The organism is Streptomyces sp. RerS4, assembly GCF_023515955.1.
Taxonomy (GTDB): domain Bacteria; phylum Actinomycetota; class Actinomycetes; order Streptomycetales; family Streptomycetaceae; genus Streptomyces.
In genome coordinates, this window is record NZ_CP097322.1 from 1,800,001 (window position 1) to 1,815,616 (window position 15,616).

A 15,616-nucleotide genomic window follows, 5' to 3' on the forward strand; every position below is an offset into this window, starting at 1 on the left:
CACACCAGGTTGAGGCTGAACCACATGCCGTAGATGAAGTAGACGTACGCGTGTCCGGGTGGGCCGAACATCGACGCGTTGCGCGCCGTGCGGCCGCGGTACGCGTGGGAGCCCGGGTCGGCGGCGCCCTCGTAGGCCTCCACCTCGGTGATGCGCAGTTCCATGGGGCCGTCCGCTGTACGGCGGACCAGGATCCGACCGAGGAGGTCGGGCGCCACGGTGAGGACCGGGCGGTCGAAGAAGGACCGGGCCAGGGGCGTACGGTCTGGACGCGCGCTCATCCGGTCGAGCGTAGTGGAAGGGGCCCCCGGGCAACCGGGGCCTAAGGTTCCGCGTTGTACGTACGTAATCCGTATCAGGGGAGTTTGTCATGGGGTTCAGGAAGCTGTTCGCGAGCCTGGGTGCCGGTGGCGCTTCGGTGGACACGATCATCACCGAGCCGAACGTCGTGCCGGGCGGGATCGTCCAGGGCGAGGTGCGGATCCAGGGTGGCTCCGTGGAGCAGCAGATCGAGGGGCTGTCCGTGGGGCTCCAGGCGCGGGTGGAGGTGGAGGGCGGTGACCAGGAGTACAAGCAGGACATCGTCTTCACCAAGCAGCGTCTCGGTGGTGCCTTCCAGGTGCAGGCCGGCGCGCTGCACGTGGTGCCGTTCGGGCTGGAGATCCCGGCGGAGACGCCGATCACGCACTTCGGCGGTCAGCACCTGCACGGGATGAACATCGGTGTGAGCACGGAGCTGGAGATCGCGCGCGCGGTGGACGCGGGTGACCTGGACGCGATCAACGTGCACCCGGTGCCGGCGCAGCAGGCGATCCTCGACGCGTTCCGGCAGCTGGGCTTCACGTTCCGCAGTGCGGACATGGAGCGCGGGCACATCCGGGGAACGCGGCAGACGCTGCCGTTCTACCAGGAGATCGAGTTCCTGCCACCGTCGCAGTACCGGGGGCTGCACCAGGTCGAGCTGACCTTCGTGTCGGACGGCCGGGAGATGGACGTCGTGTTGGAGATGGACAAGAAGCCGGGTCTGTTCAGCGAGGGCAGCGACACCTACCGGTGCTTCCAGGTGGGTCTGCAGTCGTACGAGGGGACCGACTGGACGATGTACCTGAACCAGTGGATCGCCTCGGTCGGTTCGAAGCGCAACTGGTTCTAGGCTCGGGCGCACGTGATCCCGTTCGATCCAGGAGGAACAGCAGTGGCCGAGCAGAACAGGGCGCCCCTTCCGCACGCCTTCCACCCCGAGGTGGCGACCTTCACCGTGACCAGCGCGGATCTCGCGCCGGGTGCGGAGCTGGGTGAGGCGCAGGTGCTGACGGGGGGCAACGTCTCGCCGGAACTGCGGTGGGAGGGGTTCCCGGAGGGCACCAAGAGCTTCGCGGTGACCTGCTTCGACCCGGACGCGCCGACGGGCAGCGGGTTCTGGCACTGGGTGCTCTTCGACCTGCCGGCTTCGGTGACGGCGCTGCCGGCCGGGGCGGGCAGCGGGGACTTCGAGGGGTTGCCGGAGGGGGCCGTGCACGTACGGAACGACTACGGCACCCGGGATTTCGGCGGTGCGGCTCCGCCGCGCGGTGAGCGGCACCGGTACGTGTTCACCGTGTACGCGGTGGACCGGGAGCACTTGGGGCCCGATGAGGATTCCTCGCCGGCGGTGGTCGGGTTCCACCTCCGTTTCCACGCCATCGGTCGCGCCCAGCTGATCGGCGAGTACGCGTCGCCGGTCGGCTGATCTTCTCCGAGCGTTTGCCCGGTCCTGGTCTGAGGAAGGCCAGGACCGGGCATTTTTATTGCGTTGTCCCGCGTGGCGCGCGCGGCCAGAGTGGTTGCGGGCCCTGCCGCCAGGGTGGTCGCGGGCCTGCAACACGGGAGGTGGGCGAGATGCGGGACACGCTGGTGCTGAATGCGAGCTTCGAGCCGCTGTCGACGGTGACGTTGAACCGGGCTGTCGTGCTGGTGCTCCAGGACAAGGCCGTCGTCGAACAGTCGCATCCCGAGCTGCGTGTGCGTGCGGCCACCATGGAGCTTCCGATGCCGCGGGTGATCAGGCTCTGCCGGTACGTACGGGTGCCCTTCCGAAGACATGCTCCCTGGTCACGGAGGGGGGTGTTGGTCCGGGACCAACACCGGTGCGCGTACTGCGGGAAGCGCGCGACGACGGTGGACCACGTACTGCCGCGGGCTCAGGGGGGCGGTGACACGTGGTTGAACACGGTGGCCTCCTGCGCGGAGGACAATCACCGCAAGGCGGCGCGGACGCCGGAGGAGGCGGGGATGCCGTTGCTGCGCAAGCCCTTCGTGCCGTCTCCGGCGGACGCGATGCTGCTCGCGCTGGGGGTGGGCGGGGAGGACGCACTGCCCGAGTGGTTGGCCCGTAGCGCGTAGTCGGCGCGCGCTGAGCGGCGTAGTTTCTCTACGTCCTTCTACGTTCTTCTACGTCGTTCAGCGCAGCAGGAGTTGGGCGATCGCGATGACGCCGACCGTGACGATCACCGCGCGCAGGGCGGTGGGCGGGAGGCGGCGGCCGACTTTGGCTCCGATCTGGCCGCCGAGGGTGGAGCCGACGGCGATGAGCAGGACGGCCGTCCAGTCGAAGTCGGCGACGAAGAGGAAGACGACGGCCGCGACGCCGTTGACGAGGGCGGCGAGGACGTTCTTGACGGCGTTGATCCGTTGCAGTTCCTCGCGGAGCAGCAGGCCCATGAGGCCGATGTACAGCACGCCCTGTGCGGCGCCGAAGTAGCCGCCGTAGGCGCTGGAGAACAGCATGCCGGTCAGCAGGGTCGGTCCGCCGTCGGGGTGGGGGCCGGTGCCTCCGGCGGCTTCCTGGCGGCGGCGCAGGGCGGCGGCGAGGCGGGGTTGGAGGACGACGAGCACGAGGGCCAGTCCGATGAGGACGGGCACGATCGTGTCGAAGGAGTCCGAGGGCAGGGTGAGGAGCAGGACGGCGCCCGCGAGGCCGCCGACGAGGGAGACGGCGCCGAGGCGCAGTATGCGGGCGCGCTGGCCCTGGAGTTCCTTGCGGTAGCCGAAGGCTCCGCTGAGGGAACCCGGCACCAGGCCGAGGGTGTTGGAGACGTTCGCCGTCACCGGGGGCAGCCCGATGGCGAGGAGCACCGGGAACGTGATGAGGGTGCCGGAACCGACGATGGTGTTGATCGTGCCGGCGCCGATTCCGGCGGCGAGGACCGCGAGCGCTTCCCAGATGGACATGGACATGGACAGAGCCATCCCCTTCGCGTGAGTGAGTCGCCTCCCCGCCATGAAGGTCGAGGGGCCTCACCGATCATGCACGAGGGGACGGTCCCGTCAGTCGATGGGGGGCTGCTCGCGGCGTTCGCCGGCGCCGCCGGGCTCGCTGCCCTTGCCGGGGTTCTGCGGGTTGAAGCCGGTGGCACCGCCGGCCAGGGGGCCGAAGTTGCCCATGGCGCCCGAGAGTCCCTTGAGCGCGTCGCCGATCTCGCTGGGCACGATCCAGAGCTTGTTGGCGTCGCCCTCGGCGATCTTCGGGAGCATCTGGAGGTACTGGTAGGCGAGGAGCTTCTGGTCGGCGTCGCCGGCGTGGATGGACTCGAAGACCGTACGGATCGCCTGGGCCTCGCCCTCGGCCTTCAGCGCGGCGGCCTTGGCCTCACCTTCGGCGCGCAGGATGGAGGACTGCTTCTCGCCCTCGGCGCGCAGGATCTCCGACTGGCGGACACCCTCGGCCTGGAGGATCGCGGCGCGCTTGTCGCGGTCGGCGCGCATCTGCTTCTCCATCGAGTCCTGGATGGAGGTCGGCGGCTCGATGGCCTTGAGCTCGACGCGGTTGACGCGGATGCCCCACTTGCCGGTGGCCTCGTCGAGGACCCCGCGCAGGGCGGCGTTGATCTCCTCGCGGGAGGTGAGGGTCCGCTCCAGGTCCATGCCGCCGATGATGTTGCGCAGGGTGGTGACGGTGAGCTGCTCGATGGCCTGGATGTAGCTGGCCACCTCGTACGTCGCGGCGCGGGCGTCGGTCACCTGGTAGTAGATGACGGTGTCGATGTTGACGACCAGGTTGTCCTGGGTGATGACCGGCTGCGGCGGGAAGGGCACGACCTGTTCGCGCAGGTCGATCCGGTTGCGGATGGAGTCGATGAAGGGGACGACGATGTTGAGGCCCGCGTTGAGCGTGCGGGTGTAGCGGCCGAACCGCTCGACGATGGCTGCGCTGGCCTGCGGGATCACCTGGATCGTCTTGACCAGGGCGATGAAGACCAGAACCACCAGGATGATCAGGACGATGATGATCGGTTGCATGCGGTTCCCCGTGCCCTTCCGGCTGTCTGTGCTGCCCCGTTGATCGGAGTCTCGCAGACCCCGGGGCCGCGGGTCGGCTGCTTTCTCACATCACGACGGCTGTCGCCCCGTCGATGTCGACGACGTCGACGGACTGGCCGGGCTCGAAACTGGTGTCCGAGTCGAGGGTTCGGGCGGACCAGATCTCGCCGGCGAGCTTGATGCGTCCGCCGCTGCCGTCGACGCGTTCGAGGACGACGGCGGATCTGCCCTTCAACGCCTCGATGCCGCTGCGGTGTTGGGGGCGCTGGTCGCGGTGGCGGTTGGCGATGGGGCGGACGACGGCGATGAGCGCCACCGACACGATCACGAACACCAGGATCTGGGCCACCACTCCCCCGCCGAACGCCGCCGTGACGGCGGCCGCGACCGCGCCGAGGGCGAACATGCCGAACTCCGGCAGTGCGGTCAGGACGAGGGGGATGCCCAGTCCGACCGCGCCGATGAGCCACCACACCCATGCGTCGATGTCCACATGGTCATGGTAGGTCGGGTGGGCGCGGTCCGGACAGGGCGCGGGGGGCGCGGGCTGCCGGCACGACGGACCGGTGGGCTAACGCAGCGGCAGGCCCTGGGCGGTCCAGCGGTCGTGGCCGTTGCGCTCGACGACCAGCGGGAGGCCGAAGCAGAGGGAGAGGTTGCGGGAGGTCAGTTCGAGGTCGATGGGACCAGCGGTGACGACCTTGCCCTGGCGGATCATCAGGACGTGGGTGAAGCCGGGGGCGATCTCCTCGACGTGGTGCGTGACCATGACCATGGAGGGGGCGAGCGGGTCGCGGGCGAGGCGGCCGAGGCGGCGTACGAGGTCCTCGCGGCCGCCGAGGTCGAGGCCGGCGGCGGGCTCGTCGAGGAGGAGCAGCTCGGGGTCGGTCATCAGCGCGCGGGCGATCAGGGTGCGCTTGCGTTCGCCCTCGGAGAGGGTCCCGAACTTGCGGTCGAGGTAGTCGGACATGCCGAGGCGGTCGAGGAACGCGCGGGCGCGCTGCTCGTCGATGTCCTCGTACTCCTCCTGCCAGGTCGCGGTCATGCCGTAGGCGGCGGTGAGCACGGTCTGCAGGACGGTCTGCCGCTTGGGCAGCTTGTCGGCGAGGGCGATGCCGGCGACGCCGATGCGCGGGCGCAGCTCGAACACGTCGGTCCCGGGCTTGCCGAGGGTGCTGCCGAGGATGGTGGTCGCGCCCGTGGTGGGGAAGAGGTAGCTGGAGGCGAGGTTCAGCAGCGTGGTCTTGCCGGCGCCGTTGGGGCCGAGGATCACCCAGCGCTCCCCCTCCTTCACCGACCAGGAGACCTGGTCCACCAGAGCCCGGCCCTCGCGGACCACGGATACGTCCACCAGCTCCAGAACATCGCTCATGAGCGTGTTGTCACCCCTTGCAGTCACGGTTCTTTGTGCGCCGGCAGGCGCAGCCCCAGGGGAAAACCTACGCCACTCGGGATGGGCTCCGGGCGCCAGGCCGGTTGTGGGGCCGGATCCGTAGAGTGGGGGGATGCTTTTCGAACCACGTTCAGGGCGGCTGGCCGCCTGGGGGAACGCGCTGTTGGCCGGTCTGGTCTCGCCCGACGAGGCCGTGTCGTCGATCGTGGGCGAGGACGCCACGCACCGGGTGGCCGGGCTGCCGGGGGAAGAGGGGCCGGTCGGTCTCTCGCTGGCGCTGGGGCGGCTGCGGGCGCTGGGGGCCGCCGGGCTGCGGGTGGCGCTGCCGGCGCCGGGGCATCCGTTGGGGCTGAGCGGGCCGCCGGAGTTCAACGCGCGGGCGTTGGAGGCCGAGGAGGCGGTGGTGTGCGTGGGCGCCGCGCTGGGCCTGGTGCCCGAGGTGACGGAGGTGGGCCCGGCGGGTGACGTGCACGTCTCGGTGGTGTGGCACTGCCTGCCGGTACGGGAGGCCCCGCCGGCGGACGTGCCGTCGCTGGGCGAGGCGGAGCGGGAGCTGGCGGAGGCGCTGCGCGAGGCGACGACGGTGCTGACCCGGCTGGACGTCGCGGCGTCGGGGCCGGTGGCCGAGGCGGCGCTGTCGGCGTACCGGGCGCGGGCGGAGGCGGGGCGGGAGGCGCTGGCCCCGGGGTATCCGGCGCGGGCGGTGCGGGTGCTGGCGCTGGCGCAGCGGGTGGACCTGATGGTGTCGCTGGCGTACGAGAGGGGCCACGGGGGCGCGGTGGCGGCCTCGGAGATGGCGGCGCGGGCGGAGGCGCTGCGGCCGGTGGAGCGGGTGGCCCGGCGGGCACTGGTGGCGGCGTACAACGCGGCGGTGGAGGAGCGGGAGCGGGGCTAGGGGGTGTCCGGCGGATCAGGGCCGGGCCCGCGGCGTCTGGCACGGCGCCTCGCCGCGTTGCCGAAACGTCCCGATAGCTCCGCTATCAAGACGCTCTGGCGCCTTGCGATGCACCGCACCAGACGCCGCGGCCTATCCGACCCTGATCCGTCGGACACCCCCTAGCCGGGTGCGGCCCCGCTTCCCGGGGAGAGGGGGGAAGCGGGGCCGGAGCGCCCTGTGGGGGGGCGCGTCAGGCGTTGACGCCGGTGTTGCCCCAGGCGCCGTTGAGCAGGCCGATGACGTTGACGCTGTCGCCGACCACGTTCACGGGGACGTGCACGGGGACCTCCAGGAGGTTCCCGGAGGCCACGCCGGGCGAGTTCAGGGCCTCGCCCTCCGCGGACGCACCGCCGTGCGCCGCGGAGACACCCGCGCCGGCGGCGAGGAGGCCGCCCGCGATCATGGTGGCGGCTGCGGCCTTCTTGAAGTTCTTCACGTTCTTCGTCCTCCAGTACGTCTGCCGCGACCAGCCGTCGCGGCACGGTATGGAGAACGGCGGCCCGCCGCCCCGGTTACGCCATGTGGGCTACATACACCCGACCGTATGAATCTCCGCTGAAGCGATCACGCGCTGATCAGTCCGTGATTCCGTGCCGGACCGCCCACAGCGCGGCCTGGGTGCGGTCCGAGAGGTCGAGCTTCATCAGGATGTTCGAGACGTGCGTCTTGACCGTCTTCTCCGAGAGCACCAGGGCCCGCGCGATCTCCCGGTTGGAGCGCCCGTCCGCGATCAGGCCGAGGACCTCGCGCTCGCGCTCGGTCAGCGCGCCGGGGCGGCCCGCCGTCGCCGGCTGCTCGTCCTGGGCGAGCAGGGCCTCGGCGACCTCCGGCTGGAGCAGGACGTGGCCCGCGTGTACGGAGCGGATGGCGGCGGCCAGGGCGTCGGGGTCGATGTCCTTGTAGACGTACCCGGCGGCGCCGGCGCGCAGGGCCGGGACGACCGTCCGCTGTTCGGTGAAGCTCGTGACGATCAGGACGCGGGCGCCGCCCTCCGTCTCCCGTAGCCGCCGCAGGGCCTCGATGCCGTCGGTGCCGGGCATCTTGACGTCCATGAGGACGACGTCGGGCCGCAGCTCCTCGACGCGGGCGACGCCCTCCGCTCCGTCGCAGGCCTCGCCGACCACCTCGATGTCCTCCTGGACCTCCAGGAAGGTGCGCAGGCCGCGCCGGACCACCTGGTGGTCGTCGACGATCAGTACGCGGATGCGGCCGGGGCCGGGGGCCGGGGCGGGGGTGTCAGCCACCGGGGACCTCCATCTCGATCGTGGTGCCCGTACCGGGCTCAGAGTGGACCTCCAGCCGGCCTCCGGCCCCGCTCGCGCGGTCCCGCATGGAGACGAGGCCGAGGTGGCGGCCGGCCGTGCGGACGGTGGAAGGGGAGAAGCCGCGGCCCCGGTCCTGAACGCGCAGGACGGCGCCGCCGGCGGGGGTGCGGGCGAGGGTGACCTCGACGCGGTCGGAGCCGGAGTGGCGCAGGGCGTTGTGGAGGGCCTCCTGGGCGACGCGCAGGACGGCTTCCTCCTGGGCGGCGGGCAGGGCCCGTACGCCGTCGCAGGTGAAGGTGACGTGCGCGTCGTGGGCGCGGTCGAGGACGCGGACGTGGTTGCGCAGGGTGGCGACGAGGCCGTCCTCGTCCAGCGCGGCCGGGCGCAGCTCGGTGACGGCGGCGCGCAGCTCGTCGGCGGCCTCGGCGGCGAGGACGGCGACCTGCTGGAGTTCGCCCTTGGCGCGGGCGGGGTCCCGGTCGACGAGGGTGGCGGCGGCCTGGGCGGTGAGGCGGAGGGAGAAGAGCTTCTGGCTGACGGCGTCGTGCAGCTCGTGGGCGAGGCGCGAGCGCTCCTCGGCGATGGTCAGCTCGCGGCTGCGTTCGTAGAGGCGCGCGTTGGTGAGGGCGAGGGCGGCGTGCTGGGCGAGGAGGGAGAGGAGTTCCTCGTCCTCGTCGGTGAAGCCGTGGGCGTCGCCGGGTCGTCTCTTGTCGGCGTCTCTCTTGTCGGCGCCCCTCTTGTTGGCGAGGAAGAGCGCGCCGAGGGTCTCCTCGCCGTCGCGGATCGGCATGCCGAGGAAGTCGGCCATCTCGGGATGGGCGGCCGGCCAGCCGCCGAAGCGGGGGTCCTGGCGTACGTCGGCCAGCCGCTCGGGGGCGTCCTGGTGGAGCATCGCGGCGAGGATGCCGTGCTGGCGGGGCAGGGGGCCGATGCGGCGCCACTGTTCCTCGGTGACGCCGTCCACGACGAACTGGGCGAAGCCCCCGTGGTCGTCCGGGACGCCGAGGGCCGCGTACTCGGCGTCCAGCAGTTCCCGGGCCGAGGCGACGATCGTGCGCAGGACGTCGTGGACCTCCAGGTGACGGCTCATGGCGAGCAGCGCGGTGCTGACGGCGGCCAGTCCCGTACAGGGTCCGTTGTGCATGGCCTCACCGTACCGGCGGGTCTGACCTGCGGGATCGGGCCCTGGACGTAGGGCCGGGGACGGGGGCCGTCGGCCCTGAGGAGGAGGGGTGTGAGGGGCGCCGTGGTCCTCTGGGCGGAGTTCGATTACGCCGCGCATTGCGTCTGCAACTCTGGGTGAGACCGTTACGCGCCCGATGTGAGCCCGCGCATAGGACGCACATCACTTACGAAGCGGCGTAGTGGACGGGTAAAGACGGTGTCAGCGCGGGCGCGCGTAGCTCCGGGGCCGGAGCGACGGGCTCGGTGAGGGCCCCTGATCCACTAAGCGGGATCGTACGTCACACCTTTGCCAGGGCATTTTGCCGCCGCTAAGAATGTCGACGTCGCACAGCGCCGCGGATCCCGGATCCCAGCGGCGCTTTCCTGCGGCCCCCGCTATTCGAAGAGGTTGCCCCGCCATGTCTGCTTCCAGCACTCCCGGCCACAGTCGTCTGACGAAGGCATACAAGCTGTCCCTCGCCGGTGTCGCCACCCTCGGTGCCGCCGCGCTGGCCTTCTCCCTCGTCCCGGCCGACGCCGCTCAGGCGACCGCCAAGGTGGAGAGCACGAACGTGGCCATGGCCCCGGTCGCGTGGAGCCAGTCGGTTCAGCAGCACCTCAGCGCGCAGCAGGTCGTCGCGACCAAGGCCGCCAAGGAAGACGCCAAGGCCAAGGCCGAGGCGCAGGCGAAGAAGGACCGCGAGCAGAAGGCGGCCGCCAGCCGTTCCGCGGCCCGCACCCCGGTCTTCGCGAACAACCTGGACGGTTGGATCAAGGAAGCGCTCTTCATCATGAAGCGCGAGGGCATCCCCGGCACGTACGCGGGCATCCACCGCAACATCATGCGCGAGTCGAGCGGCAACCCCCGCGCGATCAACAACTGGGACATCAACGCGAAGAACGGCGTCCCGTCGAAGGGCCTGCTCCAGGTCATCCAGCCGACCTTCGCCGCGTACCACGTCAAGGGCACCAAGTTCGACCAGTACGACCCGGTCGCGAACATCGTCGCCGCGTGCAACTACGCCGCCGACCGCTACGGCTCGATGGACAACGTGAACAGCGCCTACTAGGCCGGCTGCCCCACAGATCCCCATGCGCCTCAGGGCGGCCCCCGGAGTTCCGGGTGCCGCCCTGAGGCGTTTTCGCGTGCGCGTTTTCGCACGCGCTCGCGTACGGCGGCCCTGCTACTTGCGCATGACCTCCGGCTCGTGGCGGCGCAGGAGGCGGGCCACCAGGAAGCCGCAGGCGATGCCGAGCAGCAGCAGGATGGTGATGTTGAGGCTCCACTGCCCGATCGTGGCGTCCCAGAGCGGGTCGGTGTTGAGCGGGTTCTCGGCGTCCCACGGCGGCATGAGCTTGCCGAGGTTCAGGGTGGTGCCGGCGGCGGCGATGGCCCAGCGGGACGGCATCAGCCAGGCGAACTGCTCCAGGCCCGGGGAGTCGTAGACCTGGAAGAGGATGCCGGTGAACACGACCTGGACGATCGCGAACATGACGAGCAGCGGCATCGTCTTCTCGGCCGTCTTGACGAGCGAGGAGATCACCAGACCGAACATCATCGAGGTGAAGCCGAGCGCGATCACCGACAGGCAGATCTCGACGGCCGGCGGCATGACCAGGCCTTCGAGGGGCAGGTCGCGCGGGGCGAAGCCGATGGCGCAGATGATGACGCCCTGGAAGGCCGTGATGAGGCCGAGGACGATCACCTTCGACATGAGGTACGCGGACCGGGACAGGCCGGTCGCGCGTTCCCGTTCGTAGATGACCCGTTCCTTGATCAGCTCACGGACCGAGTTGGCGGCGCCGGAGAAGCACATGCCGACCGCGAGGATCAGCATGATCGTGCCGGCGTCGCCGTTGAAGCGGGACGGGGCCACCGGCGGGGCCAGGCCGAACTTCGCGGGGATCACCGTGGAAACCACGCCCAGGACCGCCGGCAGCAGCACCATCAGGGCCAGGAAGCCGGGGTCGGAGGCGATGACGGAGACGTAGCGGCGGATCAGCGTCCACAGCTGCGAGCCCCAGCCCTGCGGCTTCGGCGGGTTCATCTGCTGCGGCGACGGCATGGCGACGGGCTGCGGGGCGACCTGGTCGAGCTCGGCGGCGTAGAGCTGGTAGTGCTGCGAGCCCTTCCAGCGGCCGGCCCAGTCGTAGTCGCGGTAGTTCTCGAAGGCGGAGAACACGTCGGCCCAGGTGGTGTAGCCGAAGAAGTTCAGCGCCTCGTCCGGCGGGCCGAAGTAGGCGACGGACCCGCCGGGGGCCATGACCAGCAGCTTGTCGCAGAGGGCGAGCTCGGCGACGGAGTGGGTGACGACGAGGACGGTGCGGCCGTCGTCGGCGAGGCCGCGCAGCAGCTGCATGACGTCGCGGTCCATGCCCGGGTCGAGGCCGGAGGTGGGCTCGTCCAGGAAGATCAGCGAGGGCTTGGTGAGCAGCTCCAGGGCCACGGACACGCGCTTGCGCTGACCACCCGAGAGCGAGGTGATCTTCTTGTCCTTGTGGATGTCGAGCTTGAGCTCGCGCAGCACCTCGTTGATACGGGCGGCGCGCTCGGACTCGGCGGTGTCGCCGGGGAAGCGGAGCTTGGCCGCGTACTTGAGGGCGGTGCTGACCTTCAGCTCCTTGTGCAGGATGTCGTCCTGCGGGACCAGGCCGATGCGCTGGCGGAGCTCCGCGAACTGCTTGTACAGGTTGCGGTTGTCGTAGAGGACGTCGCCCTGGTCGGCGGGCCGGTAGCCGGTCAGCGCCTTCAGCAGGGTCGACTTGCCGGAACCGGAGGGGCCGATGACGCCGATGAGCGACTTCTCCGGGACGCCGAAGGTGACGTCCTTGAGGATCTGCTTGCCGCCGTCGACGGTGACGGTGAGGTGGCGGGCCGAGAAGGAGACGTCACCGGTGTCGACGAACTCCTCAAGGCGGTCGCCGACGATCCGGAACGTGGAGTGGCCGACGCCGACGATGTCGTTCGGGCCGAGGAGCGCGGTTCCGGACTTGGCGAGCGGCTGGCCGTTGACGTAGGTGCCGTTGTGGCTGCCGAGGTCGTGGATCTCGAAGCGGCCGCCGGGCATCGAGCGGAACTCGGCGTGGTGGCGGGAGACCTGGAGGTCGGAGACCACCAGCTCGTTCTCCAGCGCACGACCGATGCGCATGACGTTGCCCAGGGAGAGCTGGTGGAACGTCGTCGGGCTGCGGTGGTCGACGTAGGCGGGGCCGCCGCCCTGCTGCGGGGGGACGTACGGCTGCTGTTGCGGCTGCTGTTGCGGCTCCTGTTCCCACGGCTGCTGCGCTGCCGGGGCCTGGTAGGCCGCGGGCTGTTGGGCCTGGGCCTGCGCCTGCGCCTGCGCCTGCGCTTGGTAGGCGGGCTGCGGAGCGGCGGCGGCGCTCGGATTCAGCCGGGGGCCGTCCGTCGCGTTGCCCAGGTGGATCGGCGTACCGGGCACGAGCTCGGTCTGCTGGACCCGGGCACCGTGCACGTACGTGCCGTTGGTGCTGCCGTGGTCCTCGATGCTCCAACCCCGGCCGTTCCAGCTGATGGTGGCGTGCCGCCACGACACCCGGGCGTCGTCGATCACCACGTCTCCCTGGGGGTCACGCCCCAGCGAGTACGACCTGGACGGATCGAGCGTCCAGGTCCTTCCATTCAATTCCAGTACGAGTTCCGGCACTCCAGCCCCACTTAGTTCCCCCGAGAATCCCCCTGACGCCAGGGAGTCTAGGGACGGCGAACATCCGGGGGAACTATTTCAGGCCTTGGGCCACATGTGGAATCGGGGCCTTCCGGAAGCGTCTGGGTCTGCCTGTTGGCGGGGTCGAAAGTCACCCGGAGAGTGAGATACGGGACTTCTCGACGGGTGGACGAGGCGCCGTGGCGGCGCTCGCGGTGGGTGGGCGGTGACACCGATGGGGCCGGGGGGCGGGGCTCGTTCGTCCCTTGACGTCAGCTCGGTACGCGGCGCCGTCCTTCGGCGCGGGGGGGCGTTGGCGTGCCCGACGGTCCACGGCGCCGGGAGGCGGATCACCGTCAGGGGGTGACGACGGCCGGCGCGGCGAAGGTGGGGCTCCGGTGAAGGCGGCGGGCGCGGGCTGCCGGCGGAGGCGCGCCAGGCGTGGGGGTGGAGGGGACCGGTCAGCACGGGGTCGGTGACCCGGCCCTCCGCCGAGCGGAGTCGCGTACGCCAGGGCCGCCCGGTGCCCCCGCACATCCGCAGGCGGCCCGAGGGACCGAGGCACGGCACCAGGCGACCGCGCCGGGCGCCGGGCCCGCAGCGCCGCGCTACCCCGCCGGCGGCGCGTGGCGGGCATGACCCGCCAGGGCCGAGCCGCGCAAGCGGCTACCCCGTCGGACTCCGGGTCCCGCCTCGTGCGCCGGCCCCGGCCCCGGCCAGGGCGACGCAGCGGCGCCGCTCGGGGCGGCGGCCCGGCGCGCCGAGCCGCGCGTCAGGCGGACCACGGCATCAGCCACCGCCCCGGACCCCGCCCGGCGGCTCGCCGGACGGAGTCCGGCGCAGCGGCGCGAAGCCGGGGAGGCCCACCAGGGCCGAGCCGCGCGAGCGGCGCGTGAAGAAAGCGTGGCCCACCAGGGCCGAGCCGCGCGAGCGGCGCGTGAAGAAGGCATGGCCCGCCAGGGCCGAGCCGCGCGAGCGGCGCGTTCAAAAGGTGGGACGGGGGGCTGGGGTGGGGGGTGGGGAAGATACGGTGAGGGGACCATGAGCGCATCGCAGAACTCCGACGTCCCCACCCTCCTCGTCAAGATCTTCGGCAAGGACCGTCCCGGGATCACCGCCGGGCTGTTCGAGACCCTCGCCGCCTACTCCGTCGACGTCGTCGACATCGAGCAGGTGGTCACCCGCGGCCGCATAGTCCTGTGCGCCCTCGTCACCAAGCCCGCCGGCGGCGCCGAGGGCGAGCTGCGGGCCACCGTGCACAGCTGGGCCGAGTCGCTGAAGCTGCAGGCCGAGATCCTCTCGGGTACCGGTGACAACCGGCCGCGCGGCAGTGGCCGTTCCCACGTCACCGTGCTGGGGCACCCGCTGACCGCGGAGTCCACCGCCACCATCGCCGCCCACATCACCGCCGTCGGCGGCAACATCGACCGGGTCTTCCGGCTCGCGAAGTATCCGGTGACGGCCGTCGAGTTCGCCGTATCCGGCGTCGAGACCGAACCGCTGCGCACCGACCTGGCGACGACCGCCGCGCGGATCGGTGTGGACGTGGCCGTCGTGTCGGCCGGCCTGCACCGCCGCGCGCAGCGGCTCGTCGTCATGGACGTGGACTCGACGCTGATCCAGGACGAGGTCATCGAGCTCTTCGCCGCGCACGCGGGCTGTGAGGCCGAGGTCGCCGAGGTGACCGAGCGGGCCATGCGCGGCGAGCTGGACTTCGAGCAGTCCCTGCACGCCCGGGTGGCGCTGCTGGAGGGGCTGGACGCGTCGGTGGTGGACAAGGTCCGCTCCGAGGTGCGGCTGACGCCCGGGGCGCGGACCCTGATCCGGACCCTGAAGATGCTGGGCTACCAGGTGGGTGTGGTCTCGGGCGGGTTCACGCAGGTCACGGACGACCTGCGGGAGCGGCTGGGGCTGGACTTCGCCTCGGCCAACACGCTGGAGATCGTCGACGGGAAGCTGACCGGCCGGGTCACGGGCGAGATCGTGGACCGGGCGGGCAAGGCCCGGCTGCTGCGCCGCTTCGCTGCGGAGGCCGGCGTTCCGCTGGCCCAGACGGTGGCGATCGGCGACGGGGCCAATGACCTGGACATGCTGAACGCGGCCGGGCTGGGCGTGGCCTTCAACGCGAAGCCGGTGGTCCGCGAGGCCGCGCACACCGCCGTGAACGTGCCGTTCCTGGACGCGGTGCTGTACCTGCTGGGCATCACGCGCGAAGAGGTCGAGGCCGCCGACCTGGCGTGAACGAGCAAAGGCGGGCCCGGCGTGATCACGCCGGGCCCGCCCCTGTTCCACGACCGAACCGGCGCTCAGTGTTCCTTCGGCGTCCAGAAGTCGAGCAGCGTGCCCACCCCGGGTTCGAGGGACTTCCACGAGCCGGTGAAGGAGACGACGGCCAGCGCGGCGGTGGGGAAGCCCGTACGGGTCATCCGTGCCAGGGCGTCGCCCTCCGCGCGCCCGGTGAGGGCGTCGGCGAGGGCGTGCATGCCGGGGTTGTGGCCGATGACGATGAGGTCGGTGACCTCGTCGGGGGTCTCGTTCAGCAGGGCGATGAGCTCGCCCGGGGAGGCGTCGTAGATCCGCTCCTCGTAGACGGTCTTGGGCCGGTGCGACATCTCCTGGACGGCGAGCTTCCACGTCTCCCGGGTGCGGGCGGCGGTGGAGCAGAGGGCCAGCTCGAAGTCGATGCCGGTCTCGGCGAGCTTCAGCCCGGCGGCCGGGGCGTCCTTGCGGCCGCGTTCCGCCAGGGGGCGGTCGTGGTCGGCGACCTCGGGCCAGTCGGCCTTGGCGTGCCGGAGGAGGGCGATCCTGCGGGGTGTGTCGGCGCTCATGACTCCCAGCTTCGCACGAAACGGGCCATGGGGCGCAGGGTGTTGGGGCACCACCACCCGGGGGT

16 protein-coding genes (1 of these 16 cut by a window edge) are annotated in these 15,616 nt (G+C 71.2%); 6 read left to right on the top strand and 10 right to left on the bottom strand.

The features are described 5' to 3' along the window. Nucleotides 1–281, bottom strand: partial view of a DNA-3-methyladenine glycosylase gene (locus tag M4D82_RS08250; protein WP_249765408.1) — the 5' portion only. Its footprint begins 361 nt before the window's first position; only the first 281 of its 642 coding nucleotides appear in the window; its start codon is at nucleotides 279–281; the stop codon falls past the left edge of the window. 89 nt (nucleotides 282–370) lie between these two features. Between M4D82_RS08250 and M4D82_RS08255 the strand changes: the two genes are divergently transcribed. From M4D82_RS08255 to M4D82_RS08265, 3 genes are all read left to right on the top strand, one after another. Continuing rightward, on the top strand, nucleotides 371–1,153 hold the full coding sequence (locus tag M4D82_RS08255) for a sporulation protein (protein ID WP_249765409.1): 783 nt from the start codon (nucleotides 371–373) through the stop codon (nucleotides 1,151–1,153). A 42-nt stretch (nucleotides 1,154–1,195) separates the two neighbouring features. Next, nucleotides 1,196–1,729 carry a YbhB/YbcL family Raf kinase inhibitor-like protein gene (locus tag M4D82_RS08260; protein WP_249765410.1) on the top strand — a complete coding sequence of 178 codons (534 nt, stop codon included), beginning with the start codon at nucleotides 1,196–1,198 and terminating at the stop codon, nucleotides 1,727–1,729. 149 nt (nucleotides 1,730–1,878) lie between these two features. Then, nucleotides 1,879–2,382: an HNH endonuclease gene (locus M4D82_RS08265; RefSeq protein ID WP_249765411.1), complete on the top strand. Its 504-nt coding sequence runs from the start codon at nucleotides 1,879–1,881 to the stop codon at nucleotides 2,380–2,382. Between the two features lie 57 nt (nucleotides 2,383–2,439). Here M4D82_RS08265 and M4D82_RS08270 read toward each other — a convergent pair whose 3' ends face one another. The 4 genes from M4D82_RS08270 to M4D82_RS08285 all read right to left on the bottom strand — a co-directional run bounded on the left by M4D82_RS08270 (nucleotide 2,440) and on the right by M4D82_RS08285 (nucleotide 5,671). Next, nucleotides 2,440–3,210, bottom strand: coding sequence for a sulfite exporter TauE/SafE family protein (locus tag M4D82_RS08270; RefSeq protein WP_249771580.1), 771 nt, complete (start codon nucleotides 3,208–3,210; stop codon nucleotides 2,440–2,442). A gap of 96 nt (nucleotides 3,211–3,306) precedes the next feature. Beyond that, a complete protein-coding gene (locus M4D82_RS08275) occupies nucleotides 3,307–4,278 on the bottom strand; it encodes an SPFH domain-containing protein (RefSeq protein WP_249765412.1) in 972 nt (323 codons plus the stop codon). 85 nt (nucleotides 4,279–4,363) lie between these two features. Continuing rightward, nucleotides 4,364–4,792 carry an NfeD family protein gene (locus M4D82_RS08280; protein WP_249765413.1) on the bottom strand — a complete coding sequence of 143 codons (429 nt, stop codon included), beginning with the start codon at nucleotides 4,790–4,792 and terminating at the stop codon, nucleotides 4,364–4,366. A 78-nt stretch (nucleotides 4,793–4,870) separates the two neighbouring features. Then, nucleotides 4,871–5,671: an ABC transporter ATP-binding protein gene (locus M4D82_RS08285; protein ID WP_249765414.1), complete on the bottom strand. Its 801-nt coding sequence runs from the start codon at nucleotides 5,669–5,671 to the stop codon at nucleotides 4,871–4,873. 133 nt (nucleotides 5,672–5,804) lie between these two features. Between M4D82_RS08285 and M4D82_RS08290 the strand changes: the two genes are divergently transcribed. Then, entirely contained in the window at nucleotides 5,805–6,587 is a 783-nt protein-coding gene (locus M4D82_RS08290; protein WP_249765415.1) for an Rv1486c family protein, read from the top strand. A gap of 232 nt (nucleotides 6,588–6,819) precedes the next feature. On the opposite strand, the gene M4D82_RS08295 is transcribed toward M4D82_RS08290, so the two are convergent. The 3 genes from M4D82_RS08295 to M4D82_RS08305 all read right to left on the bottom strand — a co-directional run bounded on the left by M4D82_RS08295 (nucleotide 6,820) and on the right by M4D82_RS08305 (nucleotide 9,038). Then, nucleotides 6,820–7,065, bottom strand: a complete 246-nt coding sequence (locus tag M4D82_RS08295) for a chaplin (RefSeq protein ID WP_249765416.1) — start codon at nucleotides 7,063–7,065, stop codon at nucleotides 6,820–6,822. Nucleotides 7,066–7,204: 139 nt separating this feature from the next. Continuing rightward, nucleotides 7,205–7,873: a response regulator gene (locus M4D82_RS08300; RefSeq protein ID WP_249765417.1), complete on the bottom strand. Its 669-nt coding sequence runs from the start codon at nucleotides 7,871–7,873 to the stop codon at nucleotides 7,205–7,207. Further along, complete coding sequence (locus M4D82_RS08305) at nucleotides 7,866–9,038, bottom strand: GAF domain-containing sensor histidine kinase (protein ID WP_249765418.1); 1,173 nt, start codon at nucleotides 9,036–9,038, stop codon at nucleotides 7,866–7,868. The genes M4D82_RS08300 and M4D82_RS08305 overlap by 8 nt, the downstream gene beginning before the upstream one ends. 439 nt (nucleotides 9,039–9,477) lie before the next feature. On the opposite strand from M4D82_RS08305, the gene M4D82_RS08310 reads away from it, so the two are divergent. Next, nucleotides 9,478–10,128 carry a transglycosylase SLT domain-containing protein gene (locus M4D82_RS08310; RefSeq protein ID WP_249765419.1) on the top strand — a complete coding sequence of 217 codons (651 nt, stop codon included), beginning with the start codon at nucleotides 9,478–9,480 and terminating at the stop codon, nucleotides 10,126–10,128. Nucleotides 10,129–10,242: 114 nt separating this feature from the next. Here M4D82_RS08310 and M4D82_RS08315 read toward each other — a convergent pair whose 3' ends face one another. Then, nucleotides 10,243–12,723: an ABC transporter ATP-binding protein/permease gene (locus M4D82_RS08315; protein ID WP_249765420.1), complete on the bottom strand. Its 2,481-nt coding sequence runs from the start codon at nucleotides 12,721–12,723 to the stop codon at nucleotides 10,243–10,245. 1,041 nt (nucleotides 12,724–13,764) lie between these two features. Between M4D82_RS08315 and serB the strand changes: the two genes are divergently transcribed. Continuing rightward, entirely contained in the window at nucleotides 13,765–14,964 is a 1,200-nt protein-coding gene (gene serB, locus M4D82_RS08320; protein ID WP_249765421.1) for a phosphoserine phosphatase SerB, read from the top strand. Nucleotides 14,965–15,029: 65 nt separating this feature from the next. Here serB and M4D82_RS08325 read toward each other — a convergent pair whose 3' ends face one another. Then, entirely contained in the window at nucleotides 15,030–15,551 is a 522-nt protein-coding gene (locus tag M4D82_RS08325; protein WP_249765422.1) for a SixA phosphatase family protein, read from the bottom strand. Between the last annotated feature and the right edge of the window lie 65 nt (nucleotides 15,552–15,616).

Coding starts and splice junctions, on each gene's coding strand:
- M4D82_RS08255 (WP_249765409.1), top strand. CDS start 371: ATGGGGTTCAGGAAGCTGTTCGCGAGCCTGGGTGCCGGTGGCGCTTCG.
- M4D82_RS08265 (WP_249765411.1), top strand. CDS start 1,879: ATGCGGGACACGCTGGTGCTGAATGCGAGCTTCGAGCCGCTGTCGACG.
- M4D82_RS08270 (WP_249771580.1), bottom strand. CDS start 3,210: ATGTCCATCTGGGAAGCGCTCGCGGTCCTCGCCGCCGGAATCGGCGCC.
- M4D82_RS08275 (WP_249765412.1), bottom strand. CDS start 4,278: ATGCAACCGATCATCATCGTCCTGATCATCCTGGTGGTTCTGGTCTTC.
- M4D82_RS08285 (WP_249765414.1), bottom strand. CDS start 5,671: ATGAGCGATGTTCTGGAGCTGGTGGACGTATCCGTGGTCCGCGAGGGC.
- M4D82_RS08290 (WP_249765415.1), top strand. CDS start 5,805: ATGCTTTTCGAACCACGTTCAGGGCGGCTGGCCGCCTGGGGGAACGCG.
- M4D82_RS08305 (WP_249765418.1), bottom strand. CDS start 9,038: ATGCACAACGGACCCTGTACGGGACTGGCCGCCGTCAGCACCGCGCTG.
- M4D82_RS08310 (WP_249765419.1), top strand. CDS start 9,478: ATGTCTGCTTCCAGCACTCCCGGCCACAGTCGTCTGACGAAGGCATAC.
- serB (WP_249765421.1), top strand. CDS start 13,765: ATGAGCGCATCGCAGAACTCCGACGTCCCCACCCTCCTCGTCAAGATC.
- M4D82_RS08325 (WP_249765422.1), bottom strand. CDS start 15,551: ATGAGCGCCGACACACCCCGCAGGATCGCCCTCCTCCGGCACGCCAAG.